This window comes from Streptomyces sp. NPDC087428 (assembly GCF_044744085.1).
Classification (GTDB): Bacteria; Actinomycetota; Actinomycetes; order Streptomycetales; family Streptomycetaceae; genus Streptomyces.
In genome coordinates, this window is the sequence record NZ_JBIUXR010000016.1 from 26,763 (window position 1) to 46,222 (window position 19,460).

Here is a 19,460-nt window from a genome sequence, read left to right on the forward strand (position 1 = left end):
GGATTCTGACCGCTGCACGGCAGCAGCCTGTTCCGCCTGCATGGTGACGCAAACATAGCGGCGGGTCAAACCGGTGGGCGTTCTTGCGCAAGTCCTTGACAGGCCTGGGCGACACTCCCAAACTCTCCCCCGAAACCGCTCGTGTTTACGCGAACATGAAGGGTTGATCCACCAACGCGGCGGAGCGGCCGTCTTCCGCACCCCGGCCTGGGGGCCGCACTCGGGCCTTCTTCCGCTGCCCGTCCCGGCTCGGCCGCCGCGCCTGCTCCAGCAGGTTCTTGCCTGGCTCATGCGCGGTCCTGCTCTGTCCACCGAACAGTCAGAGGTACGCGATCATGCGACGAAAGCCCTTCGGGGTGGCAACGGCCATGGCCGTTCTGTCCGCCCTCCTGCTGTCCCTCCTCGGCGCCCTGGGCACCGCTCAGGCAGCCTCCCTCACCGTCACCAACGCCACTCAGTTCACCGATCCGAACGGCGATCCCGTGCACGCCCATGGCGGCGGGGTCGTCAAAGTGGGGCAGTACTACTACTGGTTCGGCGAGAACCGGAACGCCGACAACTCCTTCCGGTACGTCTCCGCCTACCGTTCCACCGACCTCAAGTCATGGGAGTTCCGCAACCACGTTCTGACCCAGGCCACCGATCCGGAGCTCCGGTCCGCCAACATCGAGCGGCCCAAGGTCATGTTCAACAGCGCGACCGGCCAGTTCGTGATGTGGATGCACAAGGAGGGCGCCAACGACTACTCAGAGGCGCGGGCCGCGGTCGCGGTCTCCTCGACGGTGGACGGTGACTACACCTGGCGCGGCAGCTTCCGTCCGCTGGATCACATGTCACGCGACATCACCACCTTCGTCGACACCGACGGCACCGGCTACATGGTCTCGGCGGCCAACGAGAACGCTGATCTGCACGTGTACCGGCTGACCGCGGACTACACCGCAGTGGAGTCGCAGGTGCAGAAGCTCTGGGCGGGTCAGTCGCGCGAGGCCCCGGCCATGTTCAAGCGCAACGGCGTGTACTTCCTGCTGACTTCCGGTGCCACCGGCTGGTCACCGAACCAGCAGAAGTACGGCACGGCCACCAGCGTCACGGGATCCTGGAGCGGCCTGAAGGACATCGGCGACACCACCGCGTACGGCTCGCAGACCGCCTACGTCCTGCCCGTCCAGGGCGCCTCGGGCACCTCGGGCACCTCGTACCTGTATATGGGAGACCGCTGGGGCGATTCCATGGGCGGCACCGTCGAGGACTCCCTGTACGTCTGGCTGCCGTTGACGTTTCCCACCGACGACACGATGAGCATGGAGTACTTCCCGCAGGTCGGCATCGACACAGCGGCGGGCACGGTGAAGGGCCTCGGCACCTGGGAGACCCTGTCGGCCGCGCACAGCGGGAAGTGCGCGGATGCCGCCGGCCGGTCCACCGCCGACGGCGCTGCCTTGATCCAGTGGTCATGCGATGCGAACGCCGTCAACCAGCAGTTCTGGTTCAAGGACGCCGGGAACGGCTCGGTGCGGATCATGCTGCGGCACAGCGGCAAGTGCCTCGGCGTCCGCGACGCGTCCGAGGCCGACGGCGCTGCTGTCGTCCAGTCCGGCTGCGACGAGAGTGCGGCCGCTCAGCGGTGGACCGTGACCGCGACGGGCACGACCGTACAGCTCGCCGCCCGGCACAGCGGCAAGTGCCTCGACGTCACCAACCAGTCCACCGCCGACGGCACGCCGCTTGTCCAGTGGACCTGCAACGCCGGTGACAACCAGAAGTGGCACCGCTCAGCCGCCTGACCGGCGCGGGCCCCCACCCGTCCGGCCCTCAGCGACGCACGGCACGACTGCGCGGGCGAGTTCCCGTGTTCCCGGCGCGCACCCGCACGGCGCCGGGAACACGGCCGCGCGACCTCGCGGAAGGTGCGCCGCCACCCGGCCCGTCCCCCCCCACACATCAGGGAGCAGTACGTGAATCCCACCCGCAAGCGATCCTCCGCGCGCCTCCGCGCCCCTCTTCCCCGCCCCGTCGGGTCTCTCGCCGCCGCCGGCCTCGCGGCCGCGCTCGTCGCCGCCGGACTCACCGCGCCCGCCGTCGCTGCCAGCGCCGCCGGGACCGTCACCGTCCGCCTGGACCCCAGTTACCAGCAGCCGCCGTTCCAGGGATGGGGCACCGCCCTCGGCTGGTTCGCCAACGTCACCGGCGGCTGGCCCGACGACCGGCGCGACCGGCTCGCCGACGACCTCTACGGGGCGGACGGGCTGGGGTTCACCGTCGCTCGCTACAACATCGGCGGAGGCGACAGCCCGGAGACCGCCCCCTACATGCGTCCCGGGGCAGCGGTTCCCGGATACTGGAACCGGCCGGGCGCGGAGACCCCCGACTGGTGGGACCCGGCCGAGCCCGACCACTGGAACCCGGACGCCGACGCCAACCAGCGCTGGTGGCTCGGTGCCGCCAAGGCGCGCGGCGCCGACACCTTCGAGGCGTTCTCCAACTCGGCTCCCTACTTCATGACCAGCAGCGGACGCGTGTCCGGCGCCGAGAACGGGACCCAGGACAACCTTCGGCCCGATCAGTACGAGCGGTTCTCGGCCTACCTCTCCGGCGCTCTCCAGCGCGTCCAGGACTCCACCGGCGTGGCCTTCGATTCCCTCTCGCCGGTCAACGAGCCCAACACCGACTACTGGCACGCCGGCGGCCGCCAGGAGGGATCCCACTGGGACCCCGCCTCCCAGGCGCACATGATCTCGGCCCTTCGCTCCGCCCTCGACGAGAAGGCCATGTCCACCCCGATCGCGGCCATGGACGAGACGAACCCCGACGTCTTCCGCACCGACTGGGAGGCGTACGGCCCCACCGTCCGCGACTCCGTCGGCCGGCTCAACACCCACACGTACGCAACGAACGGCCGCACCGGAGTACGCGACATCGCCAAGGGCGAGGCCACCGCGCTGTGGATGTCCGAGGTCGATGTCGGCGGGAGCGTCCCGCAGAGCTTCACCGACATGAGCCCCGCCTTCGACCTGGCCGCCCGCGTCAACGACGACATCCGGGAGCTGGAACCCCGGGCGTGGGTGCTGTGGCAGGCCGTCGAGGACTACGAGAACATGAACCCGGACCACGAGAACTCCAACTGGGGCCTGATACAGGCCGACTTCACCCCTGAGGACGCGGCGACCGAGCCGCTGCGCAAGAACAAGAAGTACTGGGCGATGGCCAACTACAGCCGCTTCGTCCGCCCGGGATCCCGCATCATCAACACCGACGACCCCCAGACCCTGGCCGCGCTGCGCCCCGGCGGGCAGGGCACCGTCGTCGTCCATACGAATCCCACCGGCGAGGAGCGTGAGGTCACCCTCGACCTCACGGGCTTCGAGAGCGTCGGCAGCGCGCCTGTCGAGCGGTACACCACGGACACCACCAAGAACCTTCAGCGCGAGAGCGACGTCACCACGGACGGGAAGGTCCTGAAGGCCACGGTCGGCGCCGGATCCGTCACGACGTTCGTGCTGCCGGGGGTCGGGGGCGTGAACACCGATGCCACGACCGCGCCCACCGGAGCGGCCCGCCAAGTGGTCAGCGACAACGGCGGGATGGCGCTCGCTGTCGCCACGGACGGCGACAAGAGCCTCCCGGTGCAGCGCACTTCCGACGCCGCGGACACCGCCCAGCAGTGGAGGTTCACCAAGTCGTCCGCGTCCGACTGGAGCAACACCGCCGGCTACCGGATCACGAACGCGAAGACGGGCAAGGCCCTTTCGGTGTCGGGCGACACGCTCACCTTCGCGACACCCGGAGGCTCGCCCCAGCAGCAGTGGATCCGATCGACCACCGGTGACGGCCACGCCACGCTGATCAACAGCGCCACCGGGAAGCTCCTGGACGTCACCGGCGTCGCCACGGACGACGGATCTCCCGTCGGGGTCTACCGGCCCACAACGGGTGCCAACCAGTCCTGGACCTTCCGCGGCACCGGCCGGTAGACCCGACGGCCGAACGGCCGGGCACCGTCCCCGAGGGCGGTGCCCGGCCGGGTCGGGAGCCGGGCCCCGCCCTGTGCCGCGCCTCCGGTCCTACTCCTCGGTCGGGCCGAGGTCGGGCGCCTGCCTGAGGTCGACGGTGCGGGAGCGTCGGGAGGCGTGCAGTTCGAGCACGGTGATCTCGTTGCTACCCGTGCGCAGCACGGGCGCGGGGACGTACAGCGACCGCTGGGGTCCCCGCGACCAGTAGCGGCCGAGCGCGAAACCGTTGATCCACGCGTTCCCCTTCCTCCAGCCGTCGAGGTGGAGGAAGGTATCGGCGGTCCCTTCGAGTTCGAAGCTTCCACGATGGAAGGCCGGACCGGTCGGCGCCGTCGTGGCGGCGGTGAACCGCAGCGCGTCCAGGGACGTCAGCGGCAGCGGCCGGCTGGTCCAGCCGGTGTGTTCCGCGCCGTCCACCAGGACCGCGCCGGGAAGCCCCTTGCGGTCATGGATGCCGGGCCCGTAGTTGACCCGGCCCTGGTTCTCCACGAGCAGGCTCAGGACGCTGCCGGCACGCGGCACGGTGAAGGCGAGGGCGTGCTCATGGTTCTCCCGCTCCAGGACCCCGACGGGCTGTCCGTCCAGGAAGACCTGGGCACGGTCACGGACCTGCTCCAACTCAAGGAGTACGGGACCGGGGGAAGGCAGGACGGTCTCGTACAGGACGAAACCGAAGTCCTGCCCGAGCTGCTCCATGGTCAGTGGTCGTTCGGACTCGACGGCGTCCCCGAGCACCGCGGCGGAGTCGAACATGCCGGCACTCGCGGTCAACGGGATCGAGTGGAGGGCGAGCTTGGCCGAGCGCGGAGGCACGGGCTCGGCGGGAACCGGCGCGTACTTGGCGATGACCTCACGGAAGGCGGTGAACTTCTCCGTGGGGTCGCCCGCCTCGTCCAGGGGAGCGTCGTAGTCGTAGGAGGTGACGGTGGGCCGGTAGGTGTGCTTGTCGTTGGCCCCGTTGGTGAAGCCGAAGTTCGTGCCCCCGTGGAACATGTAGAAGTTGACCGAGGCCCCGGTCGCGAGCAGTTCGTCGAGCTCCTGGGCCGCCTGGACCGGGTCCCGGAGCACATGGTGGCCGCCCCAGCGGTCGAACCAGCCGATCCAGAACTCGGTCGACATCAGGGGCCCGTTCGGGCGGTCGGCGCGCAGGGCGGTGAGGTTCTGGGCGGAGCGGCTGCCGAAGTTGGCCGTCGCGAGGACGCCCGGTATCGCGCCTCGTTCCAGGTCGGCCGGCTGGTCGCAGGTGAACAGCGGGACGTCCACGCCGCACCGGCGCAGTGTGCGGGCCAGGTGCTCCAGATAGGCGGTGTCCTCGCCGAAGGCTCCGTACTCGTTCTCCACCTGCACGGCGAGAACCGGGCCGCCGCGGGTGGCGAGATACGGCTGGAGCGGGGTGAGCAGCCGGGTGAAGTAGGCGTCGACCGCCGAGAGGAAGAGAGGGTCGCGGGTACGCAGCCGGATGCCGGGTTCGGCCAGGAGCCAGGAGGGCAGTCCGCCGCCTTCCCACTCGGCGCAGATGTACGGACCGGGGCGGAGCAGGACCTGAAGTCCCTCGGCGGCGGCGAGGTCGAGGAAGGCGGGCAGATCGACCTCGCCGTCCATACGGAAGACGTCCCGCTGAGGCTGATGGAGGTTCCACGGGACGTACGTCTCCACGGTGTTGAGGCCCATCAGGCGGGCTTTGCGCAGCCGGTCGGCCCACTGTTCGGGATGGACGCGGAAGTAGTGCAGCCCGCCGGACAGGAGCCGGAAGGGTTCGCCGTCCAGACGGAATCCGCTGTCGTCAATCTGAAGAACGGGCATGTGCTGCTGCTCCTGTGCTGAAGGGAGGACGCGGTGGAGGGTGGCGTGCCGGCGGGTAGACGCACCTCATAGGTATGTTTACGTAAACACTCAAGAATGGCAAGCCGTGGGTCATCCAGCGACGGAGCAACGGGGAAAGCGCTGTCGGACCAGGGCGAACCGGGCCCCGGAGACGAAGGGCGGCCGCATGCCTGCTTTGGGCGCGCGATGGCCGGGGCGGGCCCGCACTGTCGGCGGGCCCGCCCCGGCCATCAGAGGGTCAGACGCGGTCGGCTGCGATCAGGAGGTACTGGAACGAGCCGTCCCGGTAGGAGTTGATGAACGCGTCCTCGATCCCCGTCACCAGCGAAGACGTGGCCCGCAGTTCCCAGTAGGGGAGGGTGTCGGGAGTGAGGTCGACGATGGCCTGCGGCACGAGCCGGTTGTCGGCCATGGCGCGGAGGTACTCCCGGCGCGAGTGGATGTTGCACTCGAAGTGTGCGTTGATCTGCGAGACCCATTTCGACGGCTGGCCGTACCGCGGGTTCCAGCAGCCGGTGATGGTCACGTAGCGGCCGCCGACCTCCAGGACACGGGAATGTTCCGCGAACAGGTCGTGGAGGTCGACGTACATGCTCGACTCGTTGTTCCACGAGGCCGCCACCGACCCGCTCTCGAACGGCGTGGCGAGCATGTTGCAGACGCGTGCTCTGACGTGGTCCTGCAGGCCGAGTTCGCGGGACCGGCCGTTGGCGAAGTCGGCCTGCTTGGCCGACAGCGTGACGCCTTCGACCTTGCACCCGAAGCGCTGGTGGGCCATCACCATCGAGCCGCCGCGGCCGCAGCCGGCGTCCAGCAGGGTGTCCGTCCCCTTGATGTCGCCGAGGTGACCGAGGAGGTACTCGGCCTGCGCCGACTCCAGCCGGTGGAGCTCGGAGACCAGCTTCTTCTCGCCCGCGCCGTCCCCGGTGTCGCCGAGTGCGGCGGAGTCGATCTCACCGATGCCGTAGTGGTGGTGGTACAGACCGTCGACATCACCGAGGCGCAGATTCACGGGCCTGGCCTCACCGTCCCAGTAGCGGGCGATGTCTCCCTGATAGGGCGTCGCCGGGCTGGGGATGCGCAGCGAGGTGGAGCCGGCTGCGGGAGCGGAGCCGGCGGTGGCGGTGAGTTCGGCGTTGGTCACGGATGAGTCCATTCTCTTACCAGAAGTCGGGAAGGCTGTAGCGGTAGGTGTTCGACTGGTGCCAGTGGTGATTGCCGTCGACCCAGGCGGCCACGCCGCGAAGGAAGCGCAGTACCCCTGGAAGGGGCAGGTCGGCGGCGAGGGACGCGGCCGCGGTCTCGAAGTCGTGCATGAGCTCGTTGTGGATCTCGACCGACTTCAGATAGGCGTCCCGCTCGGAGAGCCCCTCGCGTTCGCGGAGCACGACGGGGAGGTTCAGGTGCAGGCCCGGCGCGTCCAGTTCCTTGGTGTACGAGTACAGGTCGTTCACGATGGTCGTGGCGTTTCCCGCCAGGGCGATGACCTTCTGCGTGTCCGGCCGGGCGTGCAGGTCCGCCGGGAGCTCGTAGCCGCCGACGGTGTCGGTGATGGTGGGGCAGGGGCGGAAGTTGTTGAACTGGCGCATCGCCAGGTACTCCCACACCTCCGGTACGTGGTCCATCTGGGCCCAGGCCGCCTCGGCGAGGTATCCCAGGTGCAGCCGGGCCATGTCGTGCCGGAGCCGGTCCGCCTGGGAGGGGCCGGCCGCCTGGACGAAGTACTCCATGGCGGAGCGGTAGGCGCGCCGGGGCGCGTCCGCGTGCAGGGACTTCGCCCAAAGCGGCTGGTACTCCGCGGCGGTGTGCAGGGCGTCCAGGGCGGTGTGCGCCAGCAGCAGCCGCTCGCCGAGGCCGATGGGCGATCCGCCGTGGTCCTCGCAGTAGCAGTCGTCCACCGCGTTCTCGGCCACCATCAGGCGGGTGGCGATCATGAGGTGATCGATGCTGGGTGCGTCCGGATGGCAACCGACCATGTAGCGGCCCACGGAGAAGCCGTCGAACTGCTCCTCCCAGTCCTCGGGATACAGGGAGACCTCGTCCAGGGCCCAGGACTTGATCCGTCGGCTGACCTCCTCGACCCGCACCGGGTCGGGCTCGGGGATCGGGTGGTGGTACAGGCCCGGGATCACCTTGCCTTCCGCGCTGCCTCCCGCCCTGCTCTCCGCCTTGCTCTCCTCCGTGGCTGCCGACGGCGCGGGGACCTTGTCCCGGAGGATCATGCGCAGGCTCGTGGTGCCGAGGCCGGTCGGCCCTCGCAGGATCCGCTCCGGCCCGGCACCCGGTGCCGGCGTCGCGGCCGGCGGTGCGGCGAGGACGGGCGGTGACGTCGTGCAGGGGGGTGGGCCGCCGGTGGCGGCCGTGATGTCGTGGGCGCGGGCCGCTGCTTCGGCGAGTACGTGCACCCCGAAGTGGGAAGCGGCCTCCGGCAGGCTCGACTGCGGAGGTGGCAGCTCGGGCGCGGGCATCCATGGCTCCTTGCTGGGGTGGGCGGTTTGACGACAGACCCGTGGGGCTCCGGGCGCGCGCGACCACCCCGCTGAGACCGGGGTGTCGCGCCACGCCGTACGGGCCGGGCCGGCTACTTGGGCCGCCGGGCGATCTGCACGTTCTCCAGCACGCCGACCGCGTCCGGCACGAGGATGGCGGCGGAGTAGTAGGCAGTGACGAGGTAGGACGTGATCGCCTTCTCGTCGAGGCTCATGAAGCGCACCGAGAGGCCGGGCTCGTACTCGTCGGGCAGCCCGGTCTGGTGCAGACCGATGACGCCCTGGTTCTCCTCGCCGGTACGCATGACAAGGATCGAGCTGGTCCGCTCCTGCGTGATGGGGATCTTGTTGCAGGGGAGGATCGGGACCCCGCGCCAGGCCGGGACCTGCTGGCCGCCGAGGTCCACGTGGTCCGGGTAGAGTCCGCGCGAGTTGAACTCTCGCCCGATCGCCGCGATCGTCCGGGGGTGCGCGAGGAAGAACTTGGACCCGCGCCGCCGGCAGAGCAGCTCGTCCAGGTCGTCCGGGGTCGGCGGGCCGGAGTGGGTCTGGATGCGCTGCTTGAAGTCGGCGTTGTGGAGCAGGCCGAACTCCCGGTTGTTGACCAGCTCGTGCTCCTGGCGCTCGCGCAGCGCCTCGATGGTGAGCCTGAGCTGTTCCTCCGTCTGGTTCATCGGGCCGTTGTAGAGGTCGGCGACCCGCGTGTGGATCCGCAGGATGGTCTGGGCGACGGAGAGTTCGTACTCGCGCGGCTTCAGTTCGTAGTCGGCGAAGGCACCGGGCAGGGCGTGCTCACCGACGTGGCCGGCCGACATCGCGATCTCGGCCTCGCCGCGATGGTTCTGCCGCTGGTGGGACCGCGATGCGAACGCGTCGAGGTGTTCCCGGAGACTCGGCGCCGCGGAGAGCACGGCCGCGAAGTCGGCACGCGACAGGGTGAGCAGCGTGCCCGAGGTCTCGGCGACGGCGGTGTGCTCCCACCGGGCGTCCTCGTCCAGCAGGGCGTGCTCTCCGAACCGGTCGCCGTCCGCGAGCACGTCCAGAGCGACCTCGTCGCCGTAAGTGCCCACGGAGGTCTGGCCGATGCGGCCGTGGGCGATCAGGTGGAGCTGATCCGCGGGCGCTCCTCGCTCGACCAGCGTCTCGCCGATCCGGAAGTCGCGTTGAACGCACCGGTCGGCGATGGCGGTCAGCACCTCGGCGTCCTCGAAGCCACGCAGGAAGGCCAGTTCACCCAGCTCCTGGGGGATCACCCGGACGTCGGCGCCGTCCTGGACGAAGTCCACCCTCCCGTCGCCGACGGTGTAGGCCAGGCGGCGGTTGACGCGATAGGCCCCGCCCTTGGTCTCCACCCAAGGGAGCATCCGCAGCAGCCAGCGAGAGGTGATCTCCTGCATCTGCGGTGCGGACTTGGTGGTGGTGGCGAGGTTGCGGGCCGCAGCCGTCCCCAGGCTGGATTGCCGGGGCAGTTCCACCTGCGTTTCCGAGGTCGAGTCAACAGTCATCGGGCAAGGGCTCCTTGGGCAGGGAGGTGACGGGAATATGCGAACACACCGAACAACAGGGCGAAAGCAGGGGATACGAACGGGAATCCGTTCAGATTCAGGGGAACAGTAATGGCCGCTTTGCCGTCCGGGCCAAGGAAATTCGCCGATATTAACTCGATGCGATGATCGTGTCCGTGTGATGTTTGACGTGGTCCCGATGGGATTCGGCCATGATTCGGTACTCCGGCCACGGGGCCTGGCTCTCAGTGGGTGAGGGTGCGTTCGCCGAGTGCGGCCGGCGGACGGGTGTCGCCTGGGGCGTAAGTGAAGAGAGCAATGCGGAGTGATCGAGCCGTAGATCATTTACGGTGGTGGCAACCTCGCCAGGCGCAGCCCGGCGTTCTTATGGGACGGCCGGGTTGGCTGTACTCGAGACGGCGGTGGCCCTGCCGTCTCTGCCGCGAGGCCATATCCTCTGAAAGGACACAACATGCCTCAGGACGTGCGGTTCGACCTTCCCTTCGAGACGCCGGTCAACCCCTATCTGGCATGGGCCCGGGAGCGGCATCTGCGGTGGGTGGTGGACAGCGGGCTGGTACGGAGCCAGGAGGGTTTCGACGAGTACGAGTCCTGGGACCTCGCGCAGGCTGCGGCGCGTACCTACCCGCACGCCTCTGCGGCGGACTTGAGCACCTTGATGAACTGGTTCTCGCTGGCCTTCCTCTTCGACGATCAGTTCGACGTCGTACGGCCGGACCGGATGGACCGAATAGCGGAGGTGGCGCGGGAACTGATCGTCACTCCGCTGCGGCCCGCGGGTACGGCGCCGCGGGTGGTGTGCCCCATCACCGCGGCCTGGGCGGAGGTCTGGGAGGGCCTCTCGCAGGGGATGACGCTGACCTGGCAGACGCGGTTCGCCGCGTCCTGGGGGCGCTTCCTGGTGGCGCACTGCGAGGAGGTGGACCTGGCGGGCCAGGGGCGTTCCGGAACGTTGGGGCTCCAGGAGTACGCCGCCTTCCGGCGCCGGACCGTCGGTATCCATCACAGCATCGACGCGGGTGAACGCAGTCGCGGATTCGAGGTGCCGCCGGCCGCGATGGCGCATCCGCTGATGGAGCGGATGCGTGACCTGGCCGCGGACACCATCGGGTTCATGAACGACGTCCACTCCTTCGAGCGCGAGCGGCGCCGGGGGGACGGGCACAACCTCATCGCCGTCCTGCACCGGGAGCGGAACTGCTCGTGGCAGGAGGCCGTCACCGAGGCGTACCGCATGACGACCCGATGCCTGGAGGAGTACCTCGCGTGCGAGGCCCGGATCCCTCGGATGTGTGACGAGCTCGGGCTCGACGCGGGCGGGCGCGCGCGGGTGCAGATGGGAGTGGAGGCCATCCAGCACTGGATCAACGGCAACTACGAGTGGGCGCTGACTTCCGGCAGGTACGCCGACAAGGAAGGCGCGGTGGCCACGGCCGAGCTGGCCGGACGTGGCTCGGTGGATGATCTGCTGACCATCTGAACGAGTGCCCGGCCGGGGGAGTCCCGGCCGGGCATCCGTGTCAGACGGGGAACTCGACCGGCAGGCGGTCCAGCCGTGACTCCCAGGTCGAGGCCGTGGAGGTCAGCTCCTGCGGCGGCACGGCCAGCCGCAGCCCGGGAAGCCGGTGGAGCAGGACGTCCACCGCTGTCTCGATGATGGCCGCGCCTATGTTCTGGGCGGGGCATTCGTGCGGGCCGGCACTGAACGCCAGGTGCGCGGCGTTGTCCCGGACCGAGACGCCGGTGTCCGGGCGGATATCCGGATCGTGGTTCCCGGCCGCGAGGCCCAGGACGAGCAGATCACCTTCCTTGACCGGGCAGCCCCCGAGCTCCACGTCGGCGGTGGCGAACCGCCCGGGGAGCACGGCGAGCGGCGGAGAGTTCCACATCACTTCCTCCACCACGGTGGACAGATTGAGCCGCCCGCTGATCAGCCCGGACAGCCAGTCGGTGTCCGTGAGGATCAGCTGGAGGGTCCTGGCCAGCACATTGCTGGTCGTGGTGTGGGCGGTGATCAGCACGAGGCGGAGGTGGTTGACGACCTCGTCCTCGTCGAGGCCGGAGTGGTGCTCGATGAGACCGGAGGTGAAGTCGGACCCGGGGCTCGTACGCTTACGGGTCGCCAGTTCACCCAGTATTGTCATGATGTGGCCGTTGTGGGTGAGGGCGTCCGCACCACCCTTGATGACCTGTTTACTGGACTCCGCCAGCGCCCTTCCGTCTCTCGCCGCCAGCCCGAATACACGGGTCAGTGCCAGCATCGGAAGGTACTCGGCGAAGTCCTCCACCAGATCGGCCCGGCCCGCCTCCGCGAACGCGTCGATCTGCTGGTTCGCGAAGTGCGTGGCGTGCCGGCGGATGCCCCGGCCGGCCACGGCATACAGGTTGTCCGTCACCGCACCGCGCAGCCGCCGGTGCGGTTCGCCGTCCTGCGAGACGCAGTCCGGGCGCCAGCCGACCATCTGCATCAGAGGCGACGCGGTATCGACTCGGCCCTCGTTGAAGTCCCGCCAGATCCGCGAGTCACGGCTGAAGTGGGAGGGGTTGTCCAGCACCCGCCGGTTCTCCCGGTAGCCGAGGACCAGCCAGGCGGGAACGTCGCCCTCCAGCAGTACGGGCGCGACCGAGCCGTGGTCCTGCCGCAGCTGCGCGTAGATGCTGTGGGGATCGGTCGCCGCGTCGGGGCCGTAGAGGCGGGTGGTGTCCCCGCCATGGACGACGGGGCAGCCGCCGGCCTGGAAGCTCTGATCGTTCATCGACCCTCCAGCGCGGCCGCCGCGTGCTCTTTCAGGTGGCGGACCAGGGTGACGAGGACCCCACGGCTGTCGGATCGGCTTCGGGCGTCGAAGGTGACGACCGGAGTGTCCGCGGGGATGTCCAGCGCGTCCCGGATCTCGTCGGCCGGGTAGGCCTGGGAGTCAGGGAAGACGTTCAGCGCGATGACGAACGGCACCTTCTGCCGCTCCATCTCCTCGATCGCCCGGAAGCTGGAATCCAGCCGCCGGGTGTCCACCAGGACGATGGCCCCGAGCGCCCCCTTGAACAGGCCGTTCCACAGGAACCAGAACCGCTCCTGTCCGGGGGTTCCGAACAGGTACAGCATCAACGTGTCGTTGAGGCTGATCCTGCCGAAGTCCAGACTGACAGTCGTCTGCGTCTTGTCGGCGACACCGATGAGGTGATCGACGTCGGCGCTGGCCTGGGTGAGCGTTTCCTCGGTGGTCAGCGGCCTGATGTCACTGACCGAGCGGACCATGGTGGTCTTGCCCGTACCGAAACCTCCGGCAATCATCACCTTCACCGAGCGGGCGCCCGCAGCCGAAAGCTGCTGCCCTGATTGGTCAAATCCTTTGGAGTCCACTGAGTACTTCCTCCAGGAGCGCGAAGTCGGGCCCCCGGCCGGCGTCATGCGCCGAGACAGGGTCGCGGGCCTCGACGCGGCCCGCCTGCAACAGGTCGGACAGCAGGACCGCGAGAACGTTGAACGGCAGGTGGAGATGGGCTCCGAGCTCGGCCACAGAATGCGGCTCACGGCAGCGCCGGATGATTTCCTCGTGCTCGTACTGCATGCCCGGTGACGCGGCGGCCCGTGAGAGCACGAGGGTCGCCACATCAAGGGTTGACGCCACATCACCCGGCTTGCTGCGCCCGCCGGTCACGACGTAGAAGCGCTCAAGACCGGACGGGTCGGTCCCACGGGGAGCACTCATCCAGAGCGCTCCTCCAGACGCGGCGTGGTGCCGAGGAGTTCACCCATTCGCCGAGCGAGGTCGTTCATCTGGTGCCCGAGAACTCCCTGGTCGAGACCTTCCCGCGCGATGACACCGAGATACGTCTCCAGGCCGGCACGGACGACGAACAGGTACCCGCCATCGACTTCGATCATCGCCAGCCGCAGCCCGCCGGCGTCCTTCTCGAAGTGCTCGGAGACCGGCCCCGCCAGCGACTGGAGCCCGGCCACCACCGCGGCGAGCCGGTCCACCTCGTCGCGGTCGTCATTGCCGAAGGAGGTGATGGCCTTGCCATCGCTGGAAGCGACGATCGCGAAATGGATCTCGCTGATGCTCTCGACGAAGTCGCGGAGCGCCCAGCTCACGTCGTTGGTGGTCGTCACTTGTTGCTCTCTTCCGTGTGGTGCTCGGCGGACGTACCACCGGTGGTCGAACCGGAGACCTTGGCGGGCTCGGGTTCCGAGGGTGTGGCGGCCGGGTGTGCTCGCGCGGCGGTGGCGAAGGCGGCCATGCCGGCGAACGAGGAGTCGGGGGGAACCATTGAGTCAGTGGTCCTCCCGGTGGGTACTGCCGACGGGGACTGGAGAGCCGGGTCGCTGCGGCGCCGGCGACGGGGCAGACCGCCCGGTGTGGTCAGTCCCTCGCTCTCGTCGGCAGGCCGGACCACGTCCGAAGCCACCGAAGCCCCCGAAGCCAACGGAGCCAACGAAGCCACCGGAGTGACGGGGGAGACCGCGGAGTTCCTCGGTGCGGGAACGGCAGGGGCCGCGACCGTGGGGGACGAAGGGCCGGGCAGCGGGCTGAAGTACTTGTGGGGGATGACGACCACGACGGAGGTACCCAGCCACGGCGAGTCGGCGAACGTGACCCGGATTCCGTAGCGGCGGGCGAGACGGCCGACGACCCGCAGCCCGACGTTGGCGTCCTCCGAGATGCCACCGAGACCCGCACCGGGCGAGGTGCCTGCCAGCGCGTGATCGGCCTCGCGCTTCTTCTCCTCGCTCAGGCCCTTGCCCAGGTCCTGGATCTGGATGCCGACGCCGTTGGGCACCTCCTTGCCCGAGATGGTGACCAGCTCGCTGGGAGGCGAATAGCGTGCGGCATTGTCGAGCAAGTGGGCGAAGAGCAGCGTCAGGTGATCCACCAGACCACCGTCCACACCGAGGTCGGGCAGCTGATCCACCTGCACACGGCGGAAGTCCTTGACCCGGCCGATGCCACCGCGCACGACGCTGCGCAGGTGCTGAGGCTCCTGCCACTGGCGGCCGGGCCGGTCGGAACCACCGAGCACGACGAGGCTGGCTGCCAGACAGTCGGCAGGGCCGACGGCCTGGTCCAGTTCCATCAGGCTCTGGGCGACAGCGGGGGACCGGTCGTGCTCGCCCTGCATTTCGTGGAGCCGCCCACGGAGCTGACTGGTCAGCACCTGGATGCGGTTGCCGACACCGATGACGGCCTGCTCGGCCGACGTGGAGCGGTTCAGCTCCTCCTCGACGCCCGTCAGCGCGGTGCGGAGCACCTTGTTGAGGACGGACTGCAGGCGGTCGTCGGCGGAGCCCTGCTGTTCCGAGACCGGCAGGATGTCGTCGATGGAATCGCCGTCCCGCAACTGCCCCAACGATGCCGGGAGTTGACTGTCGGCGAGCAGCGTCACCGCGGACAGGTATTGATCCAGTCGTTCCTGCCAGACACGATCACGCTCTTCGAGCTGGGACTCGAACGCGCCCTTCTGGTCGGACAGCTGCGTCGCGAGGGCGCTCGCCTGCCCCGCGTGATGCTCCTCACGAGCGGCGCTCTGGACGGTGAACCTCGTGCGAAGTTCGGCCAGTTGCTGCTGCGAGTCGCGCACCTGGTTGTCTTGTTCTGTTCGGTGAGCCGACTTGACCTGGCGGAGTTGCGCGCGGGCGCGCAGGAGAAGCTGCACACACAAGGCGCTGGTGGCCGTTGCCGCCGCACCGGCGACTGCCACGGCTATCCGCTCTGAGCTCATGAACGTGGCGGTGACGGTCCCGCCTCCCAGCCCCAGTGGCATCAGCCACCAGCTGTACCAGGCGATGGGGGCCCTCGCCGCCGGAAGCGGAGTGGAGTTTTCCATTGCATCCTTCGGAGCGAACGATCGGTATGAGGACACTGCACTCAGACGTACGGGATGCCCGGCAGAATCCCCCGTGCCGGGCGGCATATTCGCGGAGCATATAGGTTGCGGGGCCGGAATGATCAAACCGGCCGAGATGTGGGAGTGATGATCCCGCCACGCTCTGCCACCGCGCATAGCGGTCATAAATTGCCTTATGGGAACGGGGGTTAGGATGCCGTCCGGCCTGCCCACGGGGCGCGTTCCCGGGGTTCCGGGTGCCTTGTCGGCGGTCCGGCCGGCCGCGCCCTCGCGCAACGGCGATGACGTGTATCGCGACTGATGCGGCCCGAAATCGTCGTGCGGAAAGAGCCGTATTCGTGCGCTCGAAGGGCGCCGTAACGATCGCCGGAACTACGACTTCATGGCAGGGACGGCTGTCTTGGGCCGCGGAGGCGCCAACTGCCGCACAGCTGTCCGGCCCTGAGGCTCGCTCAGGAGAAGCGGGCGGGTTCGAGAACGGCGGTGTCCACCGTGACTGGCGGCATGCCCTCCACGGACATGCCCGTGGAGGGGAGAGGGACGGAAGCGAGCGCGCGTGTCCAGCCCGGCACCAGTGGGGCGGTGACCGCCTCGCTGGAGTGGAGCGATGTTGCTGCAAACCGTCGGCTCCGAGGCGGCTCAATGTAGGGTGAAGACTGCCCTTGACCTGCAGAAAGCGGGCAGGGAGCCGTCGTCCAGGAGTCCAGAACGCTGCATACCTTGTTCAAGTCGAAGGTCTGGCAATTTGGCGTCGCCGCAGGTCAGGGGCATCATGTGTCCCCTCAGCTCAGCAGACGGTCAGCATGCGTCCCGGACGTGTCCCCGCTTGCTGATCCGCGACCTTCAGTGTGGCGCCTGAGCATGATTCTTGGGCTGGAACGGATGGTGCGTCACATGGCCCGACAGCTCGCCCGCGGCATGGGGGCCTTCTTCGAGGACTGCGGCTGTGCCAAGCCGACCCGCTGCCCTCAGCCTTACCTGATCCGTATCCGGGACGCGCTCGGCAAGCAGCGCGAGGAGTCCGGATACGGCACGCAGGACGAGATCGTCATGATGGCGGGATGCGGTCTGAGGAACGGCGAGGCTCGGGCGGTGAACGTCAACAATGTCGTGGCGCAGGGCGTGTACCGGGTGCGCGGGCAGATCCACTCCAACACGCTGAAGCCGGCGAAGCTGAAGCACCGCAAGGTGGGGGAGTTCCGCGAGGTGTCCCTGCCCCGGTCGGTCCGGGAGGCGATCGAGCGTTACGCGACCAGGCACGGCACCACGAAGTACGGCTGCCTGCTACGCGGTCCGGGCGGCTACTTCACGGAAGGCATGGAGCGACGCCGGGTGAAGAGGCTCTTCAAAGGCCTCCCGCCGGAGGAGGTGTCGGAATGTATGGGTTCCGCCACTACTTCGCTTCGAACGCTCTCGGAAACGGCCTCCCCATCACCGACGTTGCGGAATGGATGGGCCACAAGTCCATCGAGGAGACGTACCGCACCTACCGGCACCTGATGCCAGGCAGTATCACCAAAGCCGCCCGGATCCTGGATGCCGGCCTCTGACCAGCGCCGAACGCGACGAACTGCGCCGGCTGCGCATGGGGAACCGCGAGCAGCAGCAGACGATGGAGATCCTGAAAAACGCGACGGCCTCCTTCGTGAAGGAGGGCGACCGGTGACCGCGTTGTATCGGTTGATCCACGCGGAGAAGGCGAACTATCCGGTCACGACGCTGGGCCAAGATCTTCGGCCACCTCACCCCGGCCGGGACCAGGCCGCGGCATCAACACGCCCTCGCGGCTCTGCGGACGAGTGTCCAGGAGCACGGGGAGCTTCATGACTCTGTGCCAGCGGTCGCGTCCGTCGGATCCGGGGCCGCAGACCATGGCGGCTCCCGCCTTGGACACACCTGCCGCGCCGGCCGGGGAGCAGTACGAGCCGGGGTGGACCGTGCCGACTCCACCGCTGCTGCCGGAACCTCCCGAGGACGAGTCGTCGCCGGTGGAACCGCCGCCCGTAGGGGAGCTGTCGTCGGTTCCGGTGTCGTGGTCCGGCTCGTCGGCCGGGATCTTGTAGGTGGTGTCCTTCGACGACGGGCAGTTCTGAACGAGGTCGGTGTCGGTCCACTGGCCGAGATCGAGGCCGACCGTGGTGGTCGAGGTGATCCGGTGTAATCGGCGGCCTCGGCGAGCATCGACGCGGTCGGGGACGAGGAGGCGGTTCGGGGACGCGCGCCGTCCTTCACGGGCTTGGCATCCGTCTGGCCCGCCCCGCTGTCGTCGAGCTGTCCGCCAGGCCCGCGCCGATCGTCAGAAGCAGCAGGGCTCCGAACGTCGCGCCGAGCCGGGCGAACCAGCGCCATGGCGGCAGCATCCACACGGCCACCTTGGCGGCGATCATGACAAGAAGACCAAGAGGCAGACTGAACCCGCTGAGCAGGCCCACTGAGGAGAGGACGCCGAGTGCGGCCGGTGTGGCCTTCCACCAGGGGCTGTGCGGGGCTGGGGTGTTGTACGGATTCACATGACGCTCAACAGCGAGAGCGTGGCCCCTGGTCATGGCGGGACAGTCCTCAGGTTCCGGGCGGCCCTGGCCCGCGGCAGCAGCGGCTCGATCCTCGCCCGTGGGGTGCCTGTCAGCGACACACATCGGACAGCGGGCCGACGGCCGTATCCGGCACCGTGGACCGGGCGGCAGGGGGGCGGACAGGCCGCGCGGTTCGCGCGGCTGTGCGACTCCGTGGGAGTGCCACTGCTCAGCCTCTCCGACGTACCCGGATGTCTGGCGGACGTCGCCCGGGAGCGGGGCGGCATCGTGAGGCGCGGGGCCGGGCCGCTGTACGCGCTCGCCGAAGCGGTGGTGCCGTGCGCCCCTGCCGTCCCGCAGAAGCCCTACGCCCGGGGGCGCCCGCATCGCCACGAACTCGCCCTGGAGGCGCCCAGGGTGGCCGCCCGGCCCGGACGCCCGGCCCGGACGCCGAGGCGGCAGTGAGGGGCGCCGAGCCGGCCGTCCGCAATCTGCGCGGAGGGGCTCGTCGCCGCGCCCGAAACGGGAGCAGAGCACTTCGCACACGCCTCATCGGCGAACAGGAGCGCCTCGCCGGCGGGGCCGACCCGCGGACTCGTGCTCGTAGTGATCGATGAGGTCATCGACCCGTCGCGGACCCGGGCAGCGGTGGCCGTCGCCCTCGTCGGCGCGGAATGCACGGCAGCATCCCGCGGTGAGAGCCCCGACAGGAGCTGGAGCCGCAGGTGCTGGACCCGAACGGAACGGCAATCGCTATGAACACTTCGAGGCCAGTTCCGATACGGCCCTCGTCGACGACCACGAACTGCGGGTCTACGTATGGACGCAGTGCACGTACGTGGCGGAGTGACGCGGCACGCACGCGACATGCACGGGCACGCGGCGGCCGACAAAGGAGGCAGGCGTTGAGATCGCCGCTGTCGTCGCTCAGGTGCTCACGGAGGCCGTCGGCGCAGGAGAACCGCGCTTCCTCCACGAGTCGATGAAGCGGGAGATCGTCGTTCTCGCCGAGAACGACGGCCGGACCCTGCGTGTCCCCGTGGCACCGGGCGCCACGGTGCAGGAAGGGGATCTCCTTGCGGAGGTCAACATCAACCACATGTGAATGCATGCCAGTTGTCCCCAGTACTGTCGCTGATGAAGCTGAGTCCCACCGGGGACCGGGTTCAAGCCGGCCCGACCTCGCCCGCCAGGGGTCGGGCACCGGTACGTGCGCACCTTCTCGGCCCCTGGAAGTGTGGGTGTCGC

At 68.9% G+C, this 19,460-nt stretch carries 18 protein-coding genes; 7 read left to right on the top strand and 11 right to left on the bottom strand.

The features are described from left to right. The first annotated feature begins 335 nt into the window (after nucleotides 1-335). Both ACIO3R_RS30450 and ACIO3R_RS30455 read left to right on the top strand, forming a co-directional pair. Nucleotides 336-1,787: an RICIN domain-containing protein gene (locus ACIO3R_RS30450; protein ID WP_402110194.1), complete on the top strand. Its 1,452-nt coding sequence runs from the start codon at nucleotides 336-338 to the stop codon at nucleotides 1,785-1,787. A 171-nt stretch (nucleotides 1,788-1,958) separates the two neighbouring features. After that, a complete protein-coding gene (locus ACIO3R_RS30455) occupies nucleotides 1,959-3,974 on the top strand; it encodes a glycoside hydrolase (RefSeq protein WP_402110196.1) in 2,016 nt (671 codons plus the stop codon). 90 nt (nucleotides 3,975-4,064) lie between these two features. Here ACIO3R_RS30455 and ACIO3R_RS30460 read toward each other — a convergent pair whose 3' ends face one another. The 4 genes from ACIO3R_RS30460 to ACIO3R_RS30475 all read right to left on the bottom strand — a co-directional run bounded on the left by ACIO3R_RS30460 (nucleotide 4,065) and on the right by ACIO3R_RS30475 (nucleotide 9,831). Further along, the gene (locus ACIO3R_RS30460) at nucleotides 4,065-5,816 is read right to left on the bottom strand and encodes a beta-galactosidase family protein (RefSeq protein ID WP_402110198.1); all 1,752 of its coding nucleotides are present in this window, start codon (nucleotides 5,814-5,816) and stop codon (nucleotides 4,065-4,067) included. Nucleotides 5,817-6,075: 259 nt separating this feature from the next. Then, a complete protein-coding gene (locus tag ACIO3R_RS30465) occupies nucleotides 6,076-6,981 on the bottom strand; it encodes a geranyl diphosphate 2-C-methyltransferase (protein WP_385032914.1) in 906 nt (301 codons plus the stop codon). Nucleotides 6,982-6,997: 16 nt separating this feature from the next. Further along, nucleotides 6,998-8,305, bottom strand: a complete 1,308-nt coding sequence (locus tag ACIO3R_RS30470; protein ID WP_402110200.1) for a family 2 encapsulin nanocompartment cargo protein terpene cyclase — start codon at nucleotides 8,303-8,305, stop codon at nucleotides 6,998-7,000. Nucleotides 8,306-8,418: 113 nt separating this feature from the next. Beyond that, nucleotides 8,419-9,831: a family 2B encapsulin nanocompartment shell protein gene (locus ACIO3R_RS30475; RefSeq protein WP_402110202.1), complete on the bottom strand. Its 1,413-nt coding sequence runs from the start codon at nucleotides 9,829-9,831 to the stop codon at nucleotides 8,419-8,421. Between the two features lie 472 nt (nucleotides 9,832-10,303). Here ACIO3R_RS30475 and ACIO3R_RS30480 point away from each other — a divergent pair, with 472 nt between their 5' ends. Continuing rightward, the gene (locus ACIO3R_RS30480; RefSeq protein WP_385032905.1) at nucleotides 10,304-11,332 is read left to right on the top strand and encodes a terpene cyclase; all 1,029 of its coding nucleotides are present in this window, start codon (nucleotides 10,304-10,306) and stop codon (nucleotides 11,330-11,332) included. Nucleotides 11,333-11,372: 40 nt separating this feature from the next. Here ACIO3R_RS30480 and ACIO3R_RS30485 read toward each other — a convergent pair whose 3' ends face one another. The 6 genes from ACIO3R_RS30485 to ACIO3R_RS30510 all read right to left on the bottom strand — a co-directional run bounded on the left by ACIO3R_RS30485 (nucleotide 11,373) and on the right by ACIO3R_RS30510 (nucleotide 16,848). Continuing rightward, on the bottom strand, nucleotides 11,373-12,608 hold the full coding sequence (locus ACIO3R_RS30485; RefSeq protein ID WP_402110205.1) for a cytochrome P450: 1,236 nt from the start codon (nucleotides 12,606-12,608) through the stop codon (nucleotides 11,373-11,375). Next, nucleotides 12,605-13,213 (bottom strand): ATP/GTP-binding protein, encoded by a 609-nt coding sequence (locus ACIO3R_RS30490; protein WP_385032899.1) that lies wholly within the window; start codon nucleotides 13,211-13,213, stop codon nucleotides 12,605-12,607. Before ACIO3R_RS30490 ends, ACIO3R_RS30485 begins: the two co-directional genes overlap by 4 nt. Then, nucleotides 13,194-13,562: a DUF742 domain-containing protein gene (locus ACIO3R_RS30495; RefSeq protein WP_385032896.1), complete on the bottom strand. Its 369-nt coding sequence runs from the start codon at nucleotides 13,560-13,562 to the stop codon at nucleotides 13,194-13,196. The genes ACIO3R_RS30490 and ACIO3R_RS30495 overlap by 20 nt, the downstream gene beginning before the upstream one ends. Next, on the bottom strand, nucleotides 13,559-13,966 hold the full coding sequence (locus ACIO3R_RS30500; protein ID WP_363026414.1) for a roadblock/LC7 domain-containing protein: 408 nt from the start codon (nucleotides 13,964-13,966) through the stop codon (nucleotides 13,559-13,561). The genes ACIO3R_RS30495 and ACIO3R_RS30500 overlap by 4 nt, the downstream gene beginning before the upstream one ends. Beyond that, on the bottom strand, nucleotides 13,963-15,678 hold the full coding sequence (locus tag ACIO3R_RS30505; protein ID WP_402110207.1) for an ATP-binding protein: 1,716 nt from the start codon (nucleotides 15,676-15,678) through the stop codon (nucleotides 13,963-13,965). Before ACIO3R_RS30505 ends, ACIO3R_RS30500 begins: the two co-directional genes overlap by 4 nt. An 864-nt stretch (nucleotides 15,679-16,542) precedes the next feature. Next, the gene (locus tag ACIO3R_RS30510) at nucleotides 16,543-16,848 is read right to left on the bottom strand and encodes a hypothetical protein (RefSeq protein WP_402110209.1); all 306 of its coding nucleotides are present in this window, start codon (nucleotides 16,846-16,848) and stop codon (nucleotides 16,543-16,545) included. Between the two features lie 227 nt (nucleotides 16,849-17,075). On the opposite strand from ACIO3R_RS30510, the gene ACIO3R_RS30515 reads away from it, so the two are divergent. Next, nucleotides 17,076-17,249, top strand: coding sequence for a tyrosine-type recombinase/integrase (locus tag ACIO3R_RS30515; RefSeq protein WP_402110211.1), 174 nt, complete (start codon nucleotides 17,076-17,078; stop codon nucleotides 17,247-17,249). Between the two features lie 678 nt (nucleotides 17,250-17,927). Here ACIO3R_RS30515 and ACIO3R_RS30520 read toward each other — a convergent pair. Beyond that, a complete protein-coding gene (locus ACIO3R_RS30520) occupies nucleotides 17,928-18,245 on the bottom strand; it encodes a hypothetical protein (protein WP_402110362.1) in 318 nt (105 codons plus the stop codon). On the opposite strand from ACIO3R_RS30520, the gene ACIO3R_RS30525 reads away from it, so the two are divergent. The 3 genes from ACIO3R_RS30525 to ACIO3R_RS30535 all read left to right on the top strand — a co-directional run bounded on the left by ACIO3R_RS30525 (nucleotide 18,210) and on the right by ACIO3R_RS30535 (nucleotide 19,317). Continuing rightward, nucleotides 18,210-18,677, top strand: coding sequence for a carboxyl transferase domain-containing protein (locus tag ACIO3R_RS30525; RefSeq protein ID WP_402110212.1), 468 nt, complete (start codon nucleotides 18,210-18,212; stop codon nucleotides 18,675-18,677). The genes ACIO3R_RS30520 and ACIO3R_RS30525 overlap by 36 nt on opposite strands. A 148-nt stretch (nucleotides 18,678-18,825) precedes the next feature. After that, on the top strand, nucleotides 18,826-19,062 hold the full coding sequence (locus ACIO3R_RS30530; protein WP_402110214.1) for a DUF5988 family protein: 237 nt from the start codon (nucleotides 18,826-18,828) through the stop codon (nucleotides 19,060-19,062). An 81-nt stretch (nucleotides 19,063-19,143) separates the two neighbouring features. Then, complete coding sequence (locus ACIO3R_RS30535) at nucleotides 19,144-19,317, top strand: hypothetical protein (RefSeq protein ID WP_402110215.1); 174 nt, start codon at nucleotides 19,144-19,146, stop codon at nucleotides 19,315-19,317. Nucleotides 19,318-19,460: the final 143 nt, after the last annotated feature.

Coding starts and splice junctions, on each gene's coding strand:
- ACIO3R_RS30450 (WP_402110194.1), top strand. CDS start 336: ATGCGACGAAAGCCCTTCGGGGTGGCAACGGCCATGGCCGTTCTGTCC.
- ACIO3R_RS30460 (WP_402110198.1), bottom strand. CDS start 5,816: ATGCCCGTTCTTCAGATTGACGACAGCGGATTCCGTCTGGACGGCGAA.
- ACIO3R_RS30470 (WP_402110200.1), bottom strand. CDS start 8,305: ATGCCCGCGCCCGAGCTGCCACCTCCGCAGTCGAGCCTGCCGGAGGCC.
- ACIO3R_RS30475 (WP_402110202.1), bottom strand. CDS start 9,831: ATGACTGTTGACTCGACCTCGGAAACGCAGGTGGAACTGCCCCGGCAA.
- ACIO3R_RS30480 (WP_385032905.1), top strand. CDS start 10,304: ATGCCTCAGGACGTGCGGTTCGACCTTCCCTTCGAGACGCCGGTCAAC.
- ACIO3R_RS30485 (WP_402110205.1), bottom strand. CDS start 12,608: ATGAACGATCAGAGCTTCCAGGCCGGCGGCTGCCCCGTCGTCCATGGC.
- ACIO3R_RS30495 (WP_385032896.1), bottom strand. CDS start 13,562: ATGAGTGCTCCCCGTGGGACCGACCCGTCCGGTCTTGAGCGCTTCTAC.
- ACIO3R_RS30505 (WP_402110207.1), bottom strand. CDS start 15,678: ATGGAAAACTCCACTCCGCTTCCGGCGGCGAGGGCCCCCATCGCCTGG.
- ACIO3R_RS30515 (WP_402110211.1), top strand. CDS start 17,076: ATGTATGGGTTCCGCCACTACTTCGCTTCGAACGCTCTCGGAAACGGC.
- ACIO3R_RS30525 (WP_402110212.1), top strand. CDS start 18,210: ATGACGCTCAACAGCGAGAGCGTGGCCCCTGGTCATGGCGGGACAGTC.
- ACIO3R_RS30520 (WP_402110362.1), bottom strand. CDS start 18,245: ATGACCAGGGGCCACGCTCTCGCTGTTGAGCGTCATGTGAATCCGTAC.
- ACIO3R_RS30530 (WP_402110214.1), top strand. CDS start 18,826: ATGAGGTCATCGACCCGTCGCGGACCCGGGCAGCGGTGGCCGTCGCCC.